The organism is Arthrobacter sp. 05T444 (assembly GCF_056395905.1).
Genome location: NZ_JBFTKK010000002.1, coordinates 260,998 through 279,597, shown reverse-complemented (window position 1 = coordinate 279,597; position 18,600 = coordinate 260,998). Strand labels below are relative to the sequence as shown.

15 protein-coding genes are annotated in these 18,600 nt (G+C 67.0%); 6 read left to right on the top strand and 9 right to left on the bottom strand.

From position 1 onward, the window contains the following. Positions 1 to 255: 255 nt before the first annotated feature. Both mfd and AC1DD3_RS03440 read left to right on the top strand, forming a co-directional pair. Positions 256 to 3,903, top strand: coding sequence for a transcription-repair coupling factor (gene mfd / locus AC1DD3_RS03445; protein ID WP_230119832.1), 3,648 nt, complete (start codon positions 256 to 258; stop codon positions 3,901 to 3,903). Positions 3,904 to 3,908: 5 nt separating this feature from the next. Beyond that, on the top strand, positions 3,909 to 4,730 hold the full coding sequence (locus AC1DD3_RS03440; RefSeq protein ID WP_476880940.1) for a metal-dependent hydrolase: 822 nt from the start codon (positions 3,909 to 3,911) through the stop codon (positions 4,728 to 4,730). A 76-nt stretch (positions 4,731 to 4,806) separates the two neighbouring features. On the opposite strand, the gene AC1DD3_RS03435 is transcribed toward AC1DD3_RS03440, so the two are convergent. From AC1DD3_RS03435 to nirB, 6 genes are all read right to left on the bottom strand, one after another. Further along, entirely contained in the window at positions 4,807 to 5,034 is a 228-nt protein-coding gene (locus AC1DD3_RS03435; protein ID WP_230119830.1) for a hypothetical protein, read from the bottom strand. Positions 5,035 to 5,084: 50 nt separating this feature from the next. After that, on the bottom strand, positions 5,085 to 5,828 hold the full coding sequence (gene deoC, locus AC1DD3_RS03430) for a deoxyribose-phosphate aldolase (protein ID WP_230119829.1): 744 nt from the start codon (positions 5,826 to 5,828) through the stop codon (positions 5,085 to 5,087). A gap of 97 nt (positions 5,829 to 5,925) precedes the next feature. After that, positions 5,926 to 6,834, bottom strand: coding sequence for an FAD-dependent oxidoreductase (locus AC1DD3_RS03425; protein ID WP_230119828.1), 909 nt, complete (start codon positions 6,832 to 6,834; stop codon positions 5,926 to 5,928). A gap of 238 nt (positions 6,835 to 7,072) precedes the next feature. After that, positions 7,073 to 8,239: a uroporphyrinogen-III synthase gene (locus AC1DD3_RS03420; RefSeq protein ID WP_476880996.1), complete on the bottom strand. Its 1,167-nt coding sequence runs from the start codon at positions 8,237 to 8,239 to the stop codon at positions 7,073 to 7,075. 14 nt (positions 8,240 to 8,253) lie between these two features. Next, positions 8,254 to 9,288: a uroporphyrinogen-III C-methyltransferase gene (cobA, locus tag AC1DD3_RS03415; RefSeq protein WP_230121260.1), complete on the bottom strand. Its 1,035-nt coding sequence runs from the start codon at positions 9,286 to 9,288 to the stop codon at positions 8,254 to 8,256. Positions 9,289 to 9,290: 2 nt separating this feature from the next. After that, the gene (gene nirB / locus AC1DD3_RS03410; RefSeq protein ID WP_230121261.1) at positions 9,291 to 11,921 is read right to left on the bottom strand and encodes a nitrite reductase large subunit NirB; all 2,631 of its coding nucleotides are present in this window, start codon (positions 11,919 to 11,921) and stop codon (positions 9,291 to 9,293) included. Between the two features lie 292 nt (positions 11,922 to 12,213). On the opposite strand from nirB, the gene nirD reads away from it, so the two are divergent. After that, positions 12,214 to 12,579, top strand: coding sequence for a nitrite reductase small subunit NirD (gene nirD / locus AC1DD3_RS03405; RefSeq protein ID WP_476880939.1), 366 nt, complete (start codon positions 12,214 to 12,216; stop codon positions 12,577 to 12,579). A gap of 10 nt (positions 12,580 to 12,589) precedes the next feature. Here the strand turns inward: nirD and AC1DD3_RS03400 are convergent, their stop codons facing one another. Beyond that, a complete protein-coding gene (locus AC1DD3_RS03400) occupies positions 12,590 to 14,329 on the bottom strand; it encodes a phospho-sugar mutase (protein ID WP_230121263.1) in 1,740 nt (579 codons plus the stop codon). 130 nt (positions 14,330 to 14,459) lie between these two features. Between AC1DD3_RS03400 and AC1DD3_RS03395 the strand changes: the two genes are divergently transcribed. After that, positions 14,460 to 14,957: an RrF2 family transcriptional regulator gene (locus AC1DD3_RS03395; RefSeq protein ID WP_230121264.1), complete on the top strand. Its 498-nt coding sequence runs from the start codon at positions 14,460 to 14,462 to the stop codon at positions 14,955 to 14,957. Between the two features lie 4 nt (positions 14,958 to 14,961). Here AC1DD3_RS03395 and AC1DD3_RS03390 read toward each other — a convergent pair whose 3' ends face one another. Beyond that, complete coding sequence (locus AC1DD3_RS03390; RefSeq protein WP_476880938.1) at positions 14,962 to 15,780, bottom strand: purine-nucleoside phosphorylase; 819 nt, start codon at positions 15,778 to 15,780, stop codon at positions 14,962 to 14,964. A gap of 117 nt (positions 15,781 to 15,897) precedes the next feature. On the opposite strand from AC1DD3_RS03390, the gene AC1DD3_RS03385 reads away from it, so the two are divergent. Continuing rightward, positions 15,898 to 17,313 (top strand): NAD(P)H-quinone dehydrogenase, encoded by a 1,416-nt coding sequence (locus tag AC1DD3_RS03385; RefSeq protein ID WP_230121266.1) that lies wholly within the window; start codon positions 15,898 to 15,900, stop codon positions 17,311 to 17,313. Positions 17,314 to 17,465: 152 nt separating this feature from the next. Next, on the top strand, positions 17,466 to 17,843 hold the full coding sequence (locus AC1DD3_RS03380; protein WP_476880937.1) for a PepSY domain-containing protein: 378 nt from the start codon (positions 17,466 to 17,468) through the stop codon (positions 17,841 to 17,843). Here the strand turns inward: AC1DD3_RS03380 and AC1DD3_RS03375 are convergent. After that, positions 17,840 to 18,580 (bottom strand): hypothetical protein, encoded by a 741-nt coding sequence (locus tag AC1DD3_RS03375; protein ID WP_476880936.1) that lies wholly within the window; start codon positions 18,578 to 18,580, stop codon positions 17,840 to 17,842. The genes AC1DD3_RS03380 and AC1DD3_RS03375 overlap by 4 nt on opposite strands. Positions 18,581 to 18,600 lie beyond the last annotated feature (20 nt).

Sequence of the window (18,600 nt, the reverse complement as noted above, 5' to 3'; positions counted from 1 at the left end):
TCTCCTTAGGATGGCGGCATTTCTGGGCCCAACATCACCTGCCAAGCAAGCTTAGCAACGGGCCCGGCCTCCCCTCCGGACGCGTGCCCCGACGCCGCTCCAAGCGCGTGCCGCGTTGTCGCCGATCGCGTGCCGCGTCTCCGCCGGATGCCGCCCGGTCACTGGCAGGGGTAGGCTGGGATGACCCGGCATTCTCGCGAATTTCGGGTTTTCGTGTTGCCTGCGTTCGAAGTGAATACCCCAGGAGATCCTGCCATGAGCCCCACCGGCCAGCCAATCAAAGGCCTGCCCCTCAGCGGCCTGCGACGCGTCCTAGCCGCAGACAAGACGTTCGCCCGTGTGCAGGCTGAGGCGTCCAGGACCTTCAGCGTCCGTGGTGAGGACTACCAGATCAGTGCCCCGGCGGGCCTGCGCCCTGTGCTGCTCGCGGAGATGGCGGACGGGCTCGCGAAAGCCGACGGCGGCCGGCCGGGGATGGTCCTGGCCGTCACCGCGACGGGACGCGAGGCGGAGGATCTGACCGCCGCCCTGCGCGCGTACCTGCCAGCCGATTCCGTGGCGGAGTTTCCCAGCTGGGAAACGCTCCCTCACGAGCGCCTGTCGCCGCGTTCGGACACCGTTGGACGGCGGCTCTCCGTACTGCGCCGGCTGGCGCACCCGGAGACCTCGACGGCGGGACCCCTGCGTGTGGTGGTGGCTCCGGTCCGCGCCGTGGTCCAGCCGCTTGTGGCCGGCCTGGGCGAACTGGTTCCGGTCACGCTGAAGGTGGGCCAGGAGGTCCCCTTCAGCAGCGTCGTAAAGAACCTCGCCGACGCCGCCTACGCCCGCGTGGACATGGTGACACGCCGTGGCGAGTTCGCCGTCCGCGGCGGCATGCTCGACGTCTTCCCGCCCACCGAGGACCACCCCATCCGGGTCGAGTTCTTTGGCGACGAGGTGGACCAGATGCGCTGGTTCGCCGTCGCCGACCAGCGCTCGCTGTCCTCTCCGGGCCTGCACCACCCCACCGAACTCCATGCCCCGCCGTGCCGCGAAATCCTGATCACACCGTCGGTGATGTCCCGGGCGGCCACGCTGAAATCACAGCTCCCCGCCGCAGCAGACATGCTGGAGAAGATCGCCGGCGGCATCGCCGTGGAAGGCATGGAATCGCTGGCCCCCGTACTGGTGGACGCCATGGTTCCGCTCATGGAGCAGCTGCCGGCAGGTTCCATCTCCGTGGTGATCGAGCCGGAGAAGGTCCGCACCCGGGCCCACGACCTCGCCGCCACGAATGAGGAATTCCTGGAGGCAGCGTGGTCCACCGCGTCCGACGGCGGAACCGCGCCGCTGGACCTCAGCTCCCAGGCGTCAGCGGCCCTGCACTCCGCAAGCTTCCGCTCGCTGACCGATACCCGTTCCGCAGCCTTGGGCCATGACGTGTCCTGGTGGTCCATCACCTCGCTGGCCACCGATGAGGAACTCACCCCCGACATCAACGTGCTCAACCTCCATGCCCGTGAACCGCGGGGGTACCAGGGCGACGTAGCCGAAATGATGGACTTCATCGGTTCCCACGTGCGGAACCAGTGGCGCATCGTGGTGGCCACGGAAGGGCCCGGGCCGGCGCAGCGGCTCGCCGAGCTGTTCCACGACGCCGACATCCCGTGCGCGCGGGTGGACTCCCTGGACCGCGAACCCCAGGCGGGAATCATCGAGGTGACCACCGCCGCCGTCGGACGCGGATTTGTCCTGGACGGGCTGAAACTCGGCCTGCTCACGGAAGCGGACCTGCTGGGACGCACGTCGGCCGGGTCCACGAAGGACATGCGACGCATGCCGTCCAAACGGCGAAATGCCGTGGACCCGCTGCAGCTGCTGGCTGGCGACCACGTGGTGCACGAACAGCACGGCATCGGCAGGTTCGTGGAACTCATCCAGCGCAAAGTCGCCGGCGGCGGAGACGGCGTCCGCGAGTATCTGGTTCTGGAGTATGCGCCGTCCAAGCGCGGGGCTCCGGGGGACAGGCTCTTCGTCCCCACCGACCAGCTGGACCAGGTGACGCGCTACGTGGGCGGTGACACCCCCGTGCTGAGCAAGATGGGCGGCTCCGACTGGGCCAGCACCAAGTCCAAGGCGCGCAAGGCCGTCAAGGAGATCGCAGGCGAGCTCATCCGGCTGTACTCGGCGCGCATGGCCTCCCGCGGGCATGCGTTTGGCCCGGACACCCCCTGGCAGCGCGAGCTCGAGGAAGCCTTCCCGTATGTGGAGACGCCGGACCAGCTGACCACCATCAACGAGGTCAAGGCTGACATGGAGCGTGAGATCCCCATGGACCGGCTGGTGTCCGGCGACGTGGGCTACGGCAAGACCGAAATCGCCGTCCGTGCCGCCTTCAAGGCCGTGCAGGACGGCAAGCAGGTGGCCGTGCTGGTGCCCACCACCCTGCTCGCGCAGCAGCACTACGAGACGTTCACTGAGCGGTTCTCCGGCTTCCCGCTGAAGGTGAAGCCGCTGTCCCGCTTCCAAGCCGCCAAGGAAGCCAAGGAGACCGCCGAGGGCGTGAAGAACGGGACCGTGGACGTGGTGATCGGCACGCACCGGCTGCTCTCCAAGGACTTCGCCTTCAAGGACCTGGGCCTGGTGATCGTGGACGAAGAGCAGCGCTTCGGTGTTGAACACAAGGAGGCGCTGAAGAAAATGCGCACCAACGTGGACGTGCTCGCCATGAGCGCCACGCCGATTCCCCGCACCCTCGAGATGTCCCTGACGGGCATCCGCGAGACGTCCACCCTGGCCACGCCCCCGGAGGAACGGCACCCGGTGCTCACTTACGTGGGGCCGTACACGGACAAGCAGACCTCGGCCGCGGTCCGGCGCGAGCTCATGCGCGAGGGCCAGGTGTTCTTCGTGCACAACCGGGTTTCCACCATAGAACGGACGGCCGCCAAGATCCGCGAGCTCGTGCCCGAAGCCAGGGTTGAAGTGGCCCATGGGCAGATGTCCGAAAGCCGCCTGGAACAGATCATCGTGGACTTCTGGGAGAAACGCTTCGACGTCCTGGTGTGCACCACCATCATTGAGACTGGCCTGGACATCTCCAACGCGAACACGCTGATCGTGGACGGCGCGGACAAGTACGGGCTGTCCCAGCTCCACCAGCTGCGCGGTCGCGTCGGGCGCGGCCGTGAACGGGCCTACGCCTACTTCCTGTACCCCTCTGAGAAGCCGCTGGGCGAGGTGGCGCTGGAGCGGCTGAAGGCGGTGGCGACGCACAACGAGCTCGGCGCCGGCATGCAGCTGGCCATGAAGGACCTCGAAATCCGCGGCGCGGGCAACCTGCTGGGCGGGGAACAGTCTGGCCACATCCAGGGTGTCGGCTTCGACCTGTACATCCGGCTGGTGGGTGAAGCCGTGGCGGATTATCGCGGCGAAGCCGAGGAAAAGGCCGCCGAAATGAAGATCGAGCTGCCGGTCAACGCCCACCTGCCGCACGACTACGTGCCCGGGGAACGCCTCCGCCTCGAGGCCTACCGGAAACTGGCCGGCGCGCTCACGAACGAGGCAATAGACGAGGTCCTTGCCGAACTCGTGGACCGCTACGGCGAGCCGCCACTTCCCGCGCAGAACCTGATCGCCGTGGCCCGCTTCCGGGTCGGTGCCCGCGAAGCCGGCCTCTCCGACGTCGCCCTGCAGGGGAACTTCATCAAGTTCTCTCCCGCGCAGCTTCCCGAATCGAAGACCATGCGGCTCAACCGCATGTATCCGGGCGCGCAGACCAAGCCGGCTCTCGACGCCGTGCTCATTCCGAAGCCGAAGACGGCAAAAATCGGAGGCCGGGACCTGCAGGACGCCGAGATCCTGGAATGGGCGAACGGCGTGATCCGCAATATCTTCTCCGACGCCCCGCTGACAGTGGGCTAGGCGTGATGGGAGGACACCACGCCGCGTCAGGAGCCGCGGCGTGGATAGCTGTTGCCTCGACGGGACCGTACGCCCTGGGCTGGTACCCCCTGGATGCCACCGGCGTACTGATCGGCGGCATGGCGACCGCGGGGACCGCCCTGGTGTGCGACTGGGACCACCGCTCCAGCACCATCGCGCACTCCCTGCCGCCGCTGTCCAATGCAATTGCGGTGGGCATCGAGAACGCCAGCGGCGGGCACAGGCAGGGCACGCATTCGGTGCTGGGGGCAGCCTTCTTCGTGCTTCTTGCAGCCATGGCCGGCCAGATCCAGCTGCAGACGGGCTCTGGGGTACTCTCGGTGGGCGCCGGCGTGCTGTGCATGTTCATGATCAACATCGCGGCCAAGGCCCTGAAGCTTTTTCCGAAGTCCGGCTGGATCACCAACTGGGTCTTCGCCCTCACCATGGCAGGGCTGGTGACCTGGTTCGCGCCGGACCAGTGGACCTGGCTGCCGGTGTCCATGCTGACCGGCGTCGTGGTCCACATCGTCGGGGACCTCGTGACTACCGGGGGAGTGCCGCTCCTCTGGCCGCTCGTGATCAGGCCACCGAAGTTCTTGCGCCGCCTGTCCGTGCTGAAGAGCTTCTGGCGGCCGAACGGGGCGCTGTCCATCCCTCTCTTGGGACGGGCTGGATCCCGGCGGGAATGGCTCGTGCTCATTCCGGTCAGCGCCTACGCCATGGTGGGCATGTGCCTCGCAGCGTTGACCCTGGCGGGCACCCACTTTCCCGCCGCCCTGGCCCTCGCCGGCAGACTCGCCGACAGCCTGCCGGGCCTGCCCTGACAGTTGAAGCCGCGTTAAATACCCGAAGCTCCGGAAAGTTCCGGAGCTTCGGGTATTTAGGCTGCGGCCGGGCGGGTCAGTGCTCGCCGGCGGAGTCCGAGCGGCCGAGGATGGTCTGCGGGATCCAGAAGGCGAGGGCGAACAGGCCCAGGCATACGGCCATCGGCCAGGGGTTCTCCAGCGACAGGAAGGACAGCGAGTAGATGGCTCCCAGGAAAAGGGCCATCATCACTGCGAAGAGGACAACGCTGGTGACCAGGCTGTTCTCGTTCTGGGGTGTCTGCGTGTCGATCTTGCTGGACATTCGTTCCTCCTCGGCCCCGTGGGGCTCAAACTGTGGCGGCCGCCGGCGGATCAGTAAGCGGACGAACCCTGTTCGCCCTTGACGATCGCAATTCCGGAGCTGGCACCAATACGTGTTGCACCTGCAGCAATCATAGCCTGAGCGTCCGCCAGGGAACGCACCCCGCCGGAGGCCTTGACGCCGAGGCCGGGACCGACCGTCCGGCGCATCAGGGCGACATCTTCCACGGTGGCGCCGCCGCCGTTGAAGCCTGTGGATGTCTTGACGAAGTCGGCTCCGGCCTCGACGGCTGCCTCGCAGGCCAGGATCTTCTGGTCGTCGCTGAGCAGGGCGGTCTCGATGATGACCTTCAGGATTGCCTCGCCGGCGTGGACGGCCTCGGCCACCGCCTTGATGTCGTCCACGAGCGCGCCCTTGTCTGCGGCGCGGGCGTCGGCGATGTTGATGACCATGTCGATCTCGTCGGCACCGTCCAGCACGGCGCCCCGCGCCTCGAAGGCCTTGACGTCGCTGGGGGTCGCTCCGAGCGGGAATCCGATCACCGAGCAGGTCAGCACGCCGGAGCCCTTGAGGGCGGTTTTCACGGTCTTGACCCAGACGGGGTTGACGCAGACCGACTTGAACCGGTACTCGGCAGCCTCGGCACATACCTTGAGGATCTCCGCCTCACTGGCTTCCGGCTTGAGCAGCGTGTGGTCGATATAGGAGGCGATGTTGGACGGTTCAGCACCGACGACAGGGGTTCCTGCGGGGCTTGTTGCAGTGCCCGCTCCCGGGCTGGCTTCGTTGCTCATGCTGGTCCTTTCCATGGGCCTCGTGGGCCGCAGTCTCCGCGGTTGTCGCGGTTCCTTGAGTGACCATCTTGCCATAGCCGGCCGCCTCTGCCGGAGGCTATGCGGCAGCAGCCAGCCGGACGTCCGGGACTGCTGTCATCAGCTCTGCCGCGCAGACGCCCGCGGCGGAATCTGAGGCCACAAGCAGGCCCAGCCTGACGCCGTCGAACGACGCCGCGTCACCGATTGCCCAGATGCCGGGCACTGACGAGCGGAAGTCCCTGCCGACGGCGACGCCGCCGGACGCGGCAGTCTGGACCCCTGCGCTGGCTGCGAGACGGTCCCGGGCGATCCGGTCTTCGGCGAGCACCACGAGGTCGCCGTTCATGCGGCTGCCGTCATCGAAAACAATGCCGGCGGCCGGCAGTACGGAGCCGGCCGGGGAGGGGACGACGGCGGCTGGCCGGGCGGTCGTCCGGACGGGTCGGACACCCCTGGCGCGGAGCACGGCCTCGGCCTGCCCTGCGGCAGCGCCGGTGCCGACGAGGATTCCGAGCGGCCGCCGGCCAAGGACCCTCGTGACCACCTTGACGGCGTCGCCGATCTTCGCGGCGTCATCGATGGTGGAGTAGCTGAGGCACCGGCTGGAGCCCTCAACCAGCGAGTGGGCGGGCGTCGAGCCGGTGGCGATCACCAGCTGGTCATAGCCAAAGTCCATACCGTCGGCTGTGGTGACCACACGGGCTGCGGCGTCGATGTGGCTTGCAGGCTGGCCGAAACGCACGGAGACAAACGGCAGGGCCGCGAGTTCCAGCAGCTCATCGGGCGCGTCGTCACGGCTGCTCAGCACGGTGACAGTTCCCCGGAACCTGGCCGTGGCGAGCTGGCGGACCAGCGCCTGGGCGGCGGGGCCTGCGCCGGCGATGACAATCTTTGGCGCCGAAGCAGGCGAACCTACGGGAGATGCGGATGCGGATTCGGAGGCGGGTGCGGTGGCAAATGGCGGAAACTGTGCCGGAGCGGACATGTGGGGGCCCTTTCAGATGCTGCACCAGGCGGGCCGGATCTCGGGCCCTGTTGTGCTGATGGGACCCAGCGTAGGCGGCCGGCTTTTCGCGCAGGTTTCCCGGCTGTTGCGGAAATATCCCTGCCTGTTCGCCAGTGTTTACCCGCCGGTAATACAACCAACGCGGGGTCACTCCGCGCCCATTCCACACGCTGGGATGGGCGCGGAGTGACCCCGCGTTGCTGAGGCTGTCCGTGCGCTAGACGCGGATCCGGTAGCCCCGCTTGACCACGGTTTCCACCAGGCTGCCGTCCGGCAGGGACGACCGCAGCCGGCTCACGGTCATGTCGAGCGCGTGCACCGAGCCGCGCAGTTCCAGGAGTTCGGAGAGCGACTCCCGGGAGAGGACCGCACCTCCCGCGCCGAGGAGTGCCCGCAGGAGCAGCAGGGGCGCCGGGGCAACCTCCACCGGCTCGCCGTCGATGCGCAGCGAGCGTCCGCGCAGTTCCACGAGGCCCGAGCGGGTGTCCAGCCGGCGGACGTGGTTCAGGGCCAGGTGCTCGCACACCAGCCGGATCAGGGCGCCCATCCGGAACCGTTCCGGAACCAGCGGGGTGATTCCGGCGTCCAGCAGCGGCTGGGCGGTCACGGGACCTACGACGGCGGTGGTGACGGTGGTCTTCAGGCATTCCACGAGCTGCTTGTACAGTCCCATTTCGTGCGCTGTGCTCCACATTGCGTCCACTGCCGGGGCGCTCGTGAAGGTCAGGACGTCCAGGTTGCCGCTGCAGGCGGCCTCGATCAGGCGCGGTAGGCGATCGGCGCCGTCGGGCTTAACCCAGCGGTACGGGGTGACGGTGAGGACTGTCGCGCCGGACATCCGGAGCCGCTCGAGCTGGCGCACGTCCGTGTAGCCGTGCAGCTGCACCGCCACGGTCTTGCCGCGCACACCCTCGGCCAGCAGCATGTCCACCAGAGTGGCGGTGGTTTCGTCGCTGCTGATGCCGACGTCGGCAAGGCCGGCCGCGCGGACAGCGCCGCGCGCTTTGGGCCCCCTGACGAACATCCGGCAGGCAGCCAGGGTTTCGAGCAGTTCCTCCCCGATCCCGGAGGCATCCGCCGCTTCGCACCAGCGGCGCATGCCGTAGGCGGTCGTGGCGATGCAGAGGTCGGGCTTCGCGGCAATGATCGCCTTCGTGTCCTCGATGAGGCTGATGTCCTCGTTCACCGGGGCGATCTTGAGGGCGGGGGCGTGCAGCACTTCGGCGCCGCGGCGCTCCAGTGCCTCGATCAGGTCGCGGGAGCGGCGGTGTGAGGTGACGCCGATCCGGAATCCTTCCAGCGGAGATTCGGCAGCCTCAGGCGCAGCCGATTCCTGCAGCTTTGATCCTGCCTGGCCTGTTGCGGCGGGGGCAATGGCATTCAATGCGCTCATGTCGTTCACGAACCCAGCAGCGAGGCCGCCAGGCGGTCAAGATCGGCGGCGGCCTCGGCATGCCCGCGGTTGGCCTCAGCCACGCGCACCACCTCGCCGATGACCAGGACGGCGGGGTTGCTGCAGCCGGCGGCGGCGGAGGCGATCGTCCCTAGTTCGGCGATCGTGGTCCGCTGTCCGGGCCGGTAGCCGCGCTCGACCACGGCCATCGGCATGTCGGCACGCATGCCGGCCCGGCGCAGTCCCGCGGCCAGGTGGTGCAGCGTGCCGATGCCCATCAGGACCACAATCGTGCCGCCCAGGCCAGCCAGGTGGGTGAGCTCCTTGTCGGTCAGCGGCGCGTGGCCGGACACGACGGTGAACATGTGGCTGACTTCGCGGTGCGTCACGGGGATGCCGGCTGCAGCCGGTACCGAGATGGCGCTGGTGACGCCGGAAATCACGCGGACGGGAACGCCGGCGGCGACGCAGGAAGCAACTTCCTCGCCGCCGCGGCCGAAGACGTAGGGGTCCCCGCCCTTGAGGCGGACCACGTTGTTGCCCGCCAGGGCGCTTTCCACCATGAGCTTCTCGATGTCGCCCTGGCTGACTTTGTGGTGCCCGGGCTTCTTGCCGACGTCCACGAGTTCGGCCGAGGTAAGGGACGGGAGCTCCTGGTAGGGGGCCAGCCGGTCGTAGAACACGACGTCGGCATCGCGCAGCGCCTTGATGGCCGCCACGGTCAGCAGTTCGGTGGTGCCGGGGCCGCCGCCCACGAGAGTCACGTGGCCGACCGGGCCGGCTGCCGGTTCGGCAGCCACCGGGATGCCGGTTGCGCGGCACCTGTCCAGCAGGGCCTCCCAGCCGGGCTGGCCGTCGTCGATCGCTGCCACGAGGAACGGGCGTTCAGGCAGCGGGCCGTCATGCCCGGCACCCTGCGGGGTGCTGAGGCGGTAGACGACAGCGCCGGCGGCCTCGTAGCGGCGCACGGCCTGGCGGGCTGCGTGGTCGGAGCCGGTGACCAGGACTTCGCGGCCGGTGAGATCAATGCTGAGCTGCATGCCTATACCTCGTTCTCATCGCTGGGCCTCATGGGGATGGAAGCCCCGATCAGGACCTTCCCTTTTTCCTCTGCCGTGGCCGGGCGCATCTGGCCGCGCTCGTCGGGGACGAAGGAAATGGAGTCGTCCTTCTGGTCGGGGGCGTTGACGAAGGAGCGGAACCGGCGCAGGCGCTCCGGATCCTTCAGGGTGTCAGCCCATTCGTCCTCGTAGGTGTCAACATGCTTGGCCATGGCCGCCTCGAGTTCCTCGGCGATGCCCAGGGTGTCATGCACCACCACGTCCTCGACGTGCTTGATGCCGCCGTCGAGCTCCTCCTGCCAGCGGGCGGTGCGCTGCAGCCGGTCCGCGGTGCGGATGTAGTACATGAAGTAGCGGTCGATGTACTTGATCAGTGTCTCGTCGTCGAGGTCCTTGGCCAGCAGCTGGGCGTGGGCCGGGGTGGCACCGCCGTTGCCGCCGACGTACAGGTTCCAGCCGTCGGCGGTGGCGATCACGCCGACGTCCTTGCCGCGGGCCTCGGCGCATTCGCGGGCACAGCCGGAGACTCCCATCTTGAGCTTGTGCGGGCTGCGGAGGCCGCGGTAGCGCAGTTCCAGCTGGATGGCCATGGCCACCGAGTCCTGGACGCCGAAGCGGCACCAGGTGGAACCGACGCAGGACTTCACCGTGCGCAGGCTCTTGCCGTAGGCCTGGCCGGACTCGAAGCCGGCATCCACGAGTTCCTTCCAGATTTCCGGGAGCTCTTCCAGCCGCGCACCGAACATGTCGATCCGCTGGCCGCCGGTGATCTTGGTGTACAGGTTGTACTTCTCGGCCACGGCGGCAATAACGCCGAGCTTCTTCGGGGTGATCTCGCCGCCGGCGATGCGGGGGACCACCGAGTAGGTGCCGTCCTTCTGCATGTTGGCCAGGGCGCGGTCGTTGGTGTCCTGCAGTGTGCCGCGGCCGGCGTCGAGCACGTAGGCGCTGTTCTGGCTGGCCAGGATGTTGGCGATGGTCGGCTTGCAGATGTCGCAGCCGGCGCCGGTGCCGTACTTGGCCATGATCTCTTCGAAGGAGGTCAGTTCGAGGACGCGGATGGCATCGAAGAGTTCCTGGCGGGACAGCTCGATGTGCTCGCAGAGTGCCTTCGAGACTTCGACGCCGGACTTGGTCAGCTCGGTTTCGAGCAGCTTCTTGAGCATCGGCACACACGAACCACAGCTGGTTCCTGCGCGGGTGCAGCCCTTGAGCTCGCCGAGTTCCTGAACGGGAGCGTTGCCGTCGCAGGCCCCGCAGCCGTTGACCGTGTCCCGGATGGTCCCCGCAGACACGTTGTTGCAGGAACACAGAATGGCGTCGTCCGGCAGCTCGGTCTCGGGGGCGTCGCCGCCGCCGGCCGCCGTCAGGTAGGCACCCGGTTCAGCGGGAAGCTCACGGCCCAGGAGCGGGCGCAGGCTGGTGTACGGAGTGGCGTCGCCCACGAAGATGCCGCCGAGCAGGGTCTTGGCGTCATCCGTGGTGACGATCTTCTGGTAAACACCGCGGGCAGGGTCCGCGTAAACGATTTCGAGGGCGTGCTCGGTCTTGGCAAAGGCATCACCGAAGCTTGCAACGTCAACACCTGACAGCTTCAGCTTCGTGGCGGTGTCAAAGCCAGGGAAGGTCGCCTCGCCGCCGTGCAGGCGGTCTGCCACGATTTCGGCCATGGTGTTGGCCGGAGCAACGAGGCCGAGGCACATGCCGCCGAAGTTCGCCACTTCACCGATGGCCCAGACACCGGGGACCTGGGTGGAGCAGTCATCGTTGATAACCACGCCGCCGCGGGGGCCAAGATCAAACAAGGACTCCTCACCCTCGGCGGCGCGGAAGAGTTCATCGCGGGGCCTGACGCCGATGGCCACGATCACCAGATCAGCGGGGATGGTGCGGCCGTCGGCCATCAGCACGCCGGTGACCTGCCCGTCGTCGTCGGCAAGAATTTCGGTGGGGAACACGCCACCGTGGACCTCGAAGCCCTTGGATTCGATCAGGCGGCCCAGCGCCTGGCCGGCGCCTTCATCGAGCTGGGTGTTCATCAGCCAGGGGGCGCCGTTGATGACGACCGGGGTTGCACCGAGCTGCTCGGTGCCGGCTGCGGATTCCAGACCCAGCAGCCCGCCGCCGATGGTGACGGCATTGATCTTGCGGCCAAACTTCTCGGTGAGCTCGGCGATGGACTTGTTGATCGCCCAGACGTCTTCGAGCGTGCGGTAAACGTGCACGTGCTCGGCGCCGGGGATCGGGAGCCTGGCCGCATCAGAACCGGTGGCAACCACGAGTTCGTCGTATTCGTACGTGCTGCCGGCGGCGGTTTCTACGGTCTTGCCCGTGGTGTCGATCTTAACTACGCGCTCGCCGGTCTTCAGATTGAGTACGTCGTGGTCCCACATGGATGCGGCGCCAAGCGTGAGGTCAACGGTGCTGTCCGTGAGGGCCTTGCTCAGGGCAACGCGGTCATAGGGCAGGTGCGCTTCCTCCGTGAGAACAGTTACCTGCCAGCCTTCGAGGCCACGCGCATGCATAGCATCCGCAAAACGGTGGGCTGCGGGGCCGCCGCCGGCGACCACGATGCGGCGTGGTGTCTCTGTGCTTGAAGTCTGTTCGGTCACTGTGGGCCTTTCGCTGGGCCGCAGACGGTGCTCTGCAGCTTGTCCATCCAGACTAGGCAAAGGGAATTTCGCTTCAGTTTCCCTTATGTTTCGTGAACTTAACTTCTGCATCACGAACAGGTTTCGGGACAGGTGAGGTGTCTTTTACGTTCCGGACACATTGACTGCACGCCTCTGAAACACCGGCAGCCTAGCTTGAATATACCGCCGCATTGGCGGCTGAAGCAGGCCGCAATACGCCTCGCGGGAACCGGCCTTCCGCCGGGAAGCAGGCACAGGGAGAGGAGCCGACATGACGGCAACACTGGAACTTGAGGATCTTGAAACCGGATACGCCACTGGCTGGCACCGGGTCTGCGCCGTGGACGAACTGGAGCTCGCCTGGGGCGAAGCGGCACTTGTTGCCGGCCGCCAGGTGGCGTTGTTCCGCACCGCACCCGGTGAGGTTTTCGCCGTCGCCCAGGAGGATCCGGCCACCGGCGCCTTCGTGATGGCACGCGGCATCCTCGGGTCGCGCGGCACCCGCCCCACCATCGCGTCGCCGCTGCACAAAGAGGTTTACGACCTTGAGACCGGCGAGTGCTTCGGCGATGCCGGACTGCAGCTGGCCACGTTCAACACCCGCGTCGAAGACAGCTACATCGAAATCGAGCTCTAGCCCGACGCTCCTACAGTCCCAAGGCCTCGCGGACGTCGCCCAGCACCTGGTCCAGGGCGGCCCGCGCGGCCAGCCGGGCCTCCGGCAGTTCGGCGGCAGATCCCACGCTCCGGATGACTTCCAGGTAGCACTTGAGCTTCGGCTCGGTGCCGCTGGGGCGGATGATCACGCGCGTGAGGTCTCGGGTCAGGTAGACGAGGCCGTCCGTCGGCGGCAGTTCGTCGCTGCCTTCGGCCAGGTCGATCGACGATTCCACGGCGGAGCCGCCGAACGATTCCGGCGGGCTCACGCGGAGCCGGTTCATCATGGCATCCAGCAGGCCGAGGTCCGCTACCCGGATGCTCAGCTGATCACCCGCGTGCAGACCGTGCACCAGGTACAGCTCGTCCAGCGTGTCGAAGATGGTCTTGCCACCCGCCTTGGCAGCCGCCGCGAGCTCGGCGATCAGGACCGCCGCCGAAATGCCGTCCTTGTCCCGGACGAGGTCGGGGGCCACGCAATAGCCCAGCGCTTCTTCGTAGCCGTAAAGCAGGCCAGGCACGCGGGAAATCCACTTGAATCCCGTGAGTGTTTCCTCGTGCGCGTAGCCGGCCGCGGCGGCGATGCGCTGCAGCAGCCGTGAGGAAACGATCGAATTGGCGAACACGCCGTCGTGCGCTTCTTCTGTGGAGGCCGCCAGCCGCTCCACAACGTGCGCGCCCAGCAGCGCGCCCACTTCATCGCCCCGCAGCATCCGCCATGCGCCCGTGTCCGGGTCCTTGGCCGCCACCGCAGCCCGGTCGGCGTCGGGGTCATTGGCCAGGACGATGTCCGCATCAGCCTCCACGGCGGCCGCGAGGGCAAGGTCCAGGGCGCCGGGTTCCTCCGGATTGGGGAAGCTGACAGTAGGAAAGTCCGGGTCGGGCTCGGCCTGCTCGCTGACCAGCGAGACGTCGGCGAAGCCGGCGGCTTTGAGAACGGCAACGGCCGTGTCGCCGCCCACTCCGTGCATGGGCGTGAGCACGATCTTGAGGTCGCGGGCGGGGAAGAGGTCCCGGTTTGCCAACGCCGCCGTGGCGGCCTCATAGTCTGCGGTGATGCCCGGCTCCAGCACGGTCCAGCCGTCCTCGGCCAGCAGGATGGTGTCCAGCGCTCCCACCATGTCGATCTCCGCGGCGATCAGGGCATCGTACGGCGCAACGATCTGCGCGCCGCGGCCGCTCTCCTCTACGGCATGGCGGCCCAGGTATACCTTGTAACCGTTGTCCTGCGGCGGGTTGTGGCTGGCTGTGACCATCACTCCGCCGTCGCAGTCGAGCGCGCGCACGGCATAGGCCAGGAGCGGAGTGGGCAGCGCGGCCGGCATGAGGAAGGTTTCGATGCCTGCCGCTGTGAAGATCGCGGCGGTCTCTTCGGCAAAAATGTCCGAGTTGTAGCGGGCATCAAAGCCGACGACGGCGCGCGGCCGGGTTCCGGGCGACGCGTTTTCCACCGCTGCGGCCAGGAAGCCCGCGAAACCCGACGCTGCGCGGCGGACCACCACACGGTTCATCCGGTTGGGCCCGGGGCCTAGCGCTGCCCGGAGGCCGGCTGTGCCGAACTGCAGGGTTCCGCTGAAGCTGTCCTGCAACTGCTGAATGGCCGCCGGTGTGCCGGCTTCGGCGAGTGTCAGCAGCTCGGCCAAGGCCGTGGAGGTCGCGGGATCCGGGTCCTGGTCGGCCCATGCACGGGCGTCGCTGAACAGCTGGGAATCGGCAGCGGAAGAGGTCATAGGAACCAAGCTATCGTCAAAGCAGTGCAGAGCGGTGCCGGACAAGCCATCCGTCCGGTCACTTCCCGCCGGGATGCCGGGCCTTCGGCATCCCTTGACACCGGAAATTCTGGACACGTAGTGTCTCGGAATGAAGATGAACCAGGGCGTGGAGTGGGCCCTGCACTGCTGTGTGAATATGGCATGGACTCCTGCGGGAGAGGCCATCAGCAGCGCCAAGCTGGCCGAGCTCCACAAGCTGCCCCCGGCGTACCTGAACAAACAGCTCCAGGCCCTGGTGCGTGCCGGAATCCTTGACTCGGTTTCGGGGCCGAAGGGAGGCTTTCAGCTATCGCGGCGGCCGGACAAGATCACCGTGCTGGATGTTGTGCTGGCCATCGAGGGCAGGGACCTGGCCTTCCGCTGTGACGGCATCCTCAAGAACGGCCCGGGCGGCGACATGGGAGAGGACTACACGCGGAGCTGCCTCATCTCACAGGCGATGCGCCATGCCGAGCTGGCCTGGCGCACGGAGCTCGCCCGCCAGAACGTGGCAGGTATTGCGCAGTCCATCGAACGCAGGTTTCCGGACGCGCGGCCTGACACCCTGGCGCAGCTCCTCGGAACAGACAACCGGCCGGAAAGCTGACGGCTCACAGCCTGGCGATGATCTCGGCGAGGAGCTTGGAGATGCGCGGCCCGGCTGCATGGCCCGCTTCGAGCACTTCCGCGTGGCTGAGCGGAACCGGGCTGATGCCGGCGGCGAGGTTGGTCACGAGCGAGATGCCGAACACCTCCATGCCGGCGTGCCGTGCGGCGATGGCCTCCAGCGCGGTGGACATGCCCACGAGGTCGGCGCCGATCCGCTTGGCGTACTGGACCTCGGCCGGCGTTTCATAGTGCGGCCCGGTGAACTGCGCGTACACGCCCTCGTCCAGCGAGGAATCTACCTCACGCGCCAGGCCGCGGATGCGGGACGAGTAGAGGTCTGTCAGGTCAACGAAGGTGGCCCCTTCGAGCGGTGACGTGGCGGTGAGGTTGATGTGATCCTTGATCAGCACAGGCGTTCCGGGTGCCCAGTTTTCGTTGAGTCCGCCACAGCCGTTGGTGACCACCAGGGCCTTGCAGCCGGCGGCGGCCGCGGTGCGGACTCCGTGGACAACGGCACGGACGCCCTTGCCCTCGTAATAGTGGGTGCGGGCCCCAATCACCAGTGCGCGCTTGCCTTCCCTGGTCAGCACCGAACGGATGGTGCCCACGTGGCCCTCCACGGCAGGGGCGGAAAAGCCCGGCACCTCGGAGGCCATCAGGGTGGCCGTGGTCTCACCGATCAGGTCGGCTGCCTCACCCCAGCCGGAGCCGAGGACCAGCGCGATGTCGTGCGACTCGACGCCGGTTTCTGCAGCGATGTAGTCGGCAGCCGTGCGGGCCGCCTCGAACGGGTCAGTGTTCAGGAATTCTGTATTACTCACTGGTACAAGCTATCGTGCGGGCGCCGCGGTGGACAGCGCAAACTCAGCCGCCCGGGGACCGCGGGGTCAGCCCTGGTTGTTGGTGGTGCGGCGCCATGTGGGAGAGAATGGTTGATTGTGACTATGCACCCTGATTTCAGCGCACCCCGAATCGCAATTCTCGGCGGAGGCCCGGGTGGCTACGAAGCCGCCATGGTTGCCGCCTCGCTGGGGGCCAAGGTCACCATTATTGAGCGTGCCGGCCTCGGCGGATCAGCCGTGCTGACCGACGTCGTGCCTTCCAAGACGCTGATTGCGACGGCGGACCTGATGACCCGCGTCGGTGAGGCGGGGGAGCTGGGGGTCAAGTTCGACGTCGACGGCGGTGACTTCGTCCCCGTGATGCGTGCGGATCTCAAGCACATCAACGACCGGCTGCTCGGCCTCGCCCGCCAGCAGTCCCGGGACATCACGGCCGGCCTGGAGCAGCAGAACGTCCGCATCCTGCTCGGTTCCGGCAAGCTGGTGGACAACCGTACCATCGAAGTCCTGACCGCCGACGGCACCGAGACTGTCGAGGCCGACGCCATCCTGCTGACCGTGGGGGCCCACCCGCGCGAGCTGCCGACTGCGCGGCCTGACGGTGAACGCATCCTGAACTGGGCCCAGATCTACAACCTGGACGAGCTTCCCGAAGAACTGATCGTGGTGGGGTCGGGCGTGACCGGCGCCGAGTTCGCTTCCGCGTACAACGGCCTGGGTTCGAAGGTCACCCTGATTTCCAGCCGTGACCGGGTGCTGCCCGGTTCAGACACTGACGCCGCGGAGGTGCTGGAGGAAGTGTTCGAGCGCCGCGGCGTGCACGTCCTGTCCCGCTCTCGGGCCGAAACTGTGGAGCGGACCGAGGATGGCGTGGTGGTCACCCTCGGGGACGGCTCCAAGGTCACCGGAAGCCATTGCCTGGTCTGCGTGGGCTCCATCCCCAACACTGCCGGAATCGGTCTCGAAGAGGCTGGCGTGGCGCTCACCGAGAGCGGCCACATCAAAGTCGACGGCGTTTCCCGCACCACTGCGCCGAACATCTACGCCGCCGGCGACTGCACCGGCGTTCTCGCGCTGGCCTCCGTCGCAGCCATGCAGGGCCGAATCGCCATTGCGCACTTCCTCGGCGACAGCGTGACGCCCATCAAGCTGCACCAGGTGGCGTCCAACATCTTCACCTCGCCGGAGATCGCCTCCGTGGGTGTTTCCGAGGCCGAGATCGAGTCCGGCAAGTATCAGGGCGACATCGTCAAGCTCACGCTGAAGAGCAATGCCCGCGCCAAGATGCGCAACGCCAAGGACGGCTTCGTCAAGATCTTCGCCCGCAAGGGCTCGGGCACCGTGATCGGCGGTGTCGTGGTGGGGCCGAACGCATCTGAACTGATTTTCGCGATCTCCATCGCGGTCAAGCAGAAACTGCACGTGGACGATGTCGCCAGCACCTTCGCGGTCTACCCGTCACTGAGCGGTTCCATCTCCGAAGCAGCCAGGCGCCTGCACGTCCACATGTAGCAGTTTGCTCCTAGCCAGCGCCCGGACGCGCGCGTAAAATCCGGACTGTCGATCCTGGGATTGGCGGCTCCGGGACGCGACGCCGGACCCACGTGCGGTCAGCGAAGCGGAGAGTTTCCGGATGCTCGGACCGCGGAAGCCAGGAGCTAGTCATGAATACGGTCAGAAAAGTCGCAATGAACTCTGCCCTCGTCGCGGGCCTCGTGGGTGGCGGTGCGTATCTCGCCATGGGCTACCCCGTCATTGCATCAAGCACCAACGCCGGCAGCCAGTCCAGCACGGACTCCGCCAAGGGCAGCCACCAGGCCAACGGGATCACGGAGAAGCTGCTGACCGGGAGTACTGCCACGAGGGTGCGGAGCGCGGTCCTCGCCGCCAACCCCGGCGCGGCCGTCCACCGTGTTGAAAACGACGCTGAGGGAGCCGTCTACGAGGCACACATCACGAAGGCCGACGGCTCGCTGGCGACCGTGAAGCTGGACGCCTCCTTCAACATCACCGCCACGGAAGCCGGCCGGGGACGCTATTAAGACCAGGCGTACGGGGGAACGGCGTCGCCGCGCGTAAAGGGCTTGAACCAATCCCGGACGTCAGGCTTTCCCGCGCCGTTGGCGCCTGCTTCATCAGGGAGCAATTCATCAGAGTTCAGTGCTTCATCGGGGTGCAGTTCTTCGTCGGAGTACAGTGCTTCACACTCGGCGTCCTCGAGCAGGACTTCCTCAACGTTCGCCCGCCACTCATCGGGAAGATCGAGTTCGTAGATGTCCTCGGTGATCTCGGCCTGATCGAGCAGGCAACGCACTGCGAGCTCGCCCGCAAGGCAGCCGGGAGCGGTCCATCCCCGCGCCAGGGACGCGGTGACGTCCGCCGCAACCACAATGAACTTCTGCGTGAACTTCGCGTCATACTTTGCGGCGAACTGCGGCGGCAGCGAGGACAGAACCGAGGTCCCGGCGATGTCGGCAGGCGTGACTGCGTCCAGCTTGTTCAGCGTTCCCAGATCCCGAAACAGCTGGTCGATGAGGACACTGGATGAATTCCACAGGAGGCCGGCCAAGAGGCACGTCTGCCGCACGGACATCTGCCGCTCGTCCGGAGCGACGGACGCCATCTCTTCCAGGTCCTCAGGATCAAATTGAAGCCGCTGCTCTGCGGTCATCTCATCGGGGTGCGGGTCCAGGCCCAGGAGCTCAAGGCTCAGGCCGGTGAGCTTCCCGGCGTCAGCCAGAAGCTCTTTGGTGATGTCGTCGTCGTCGTCGGCACTCATGGCACCGATGCTACCTGTCA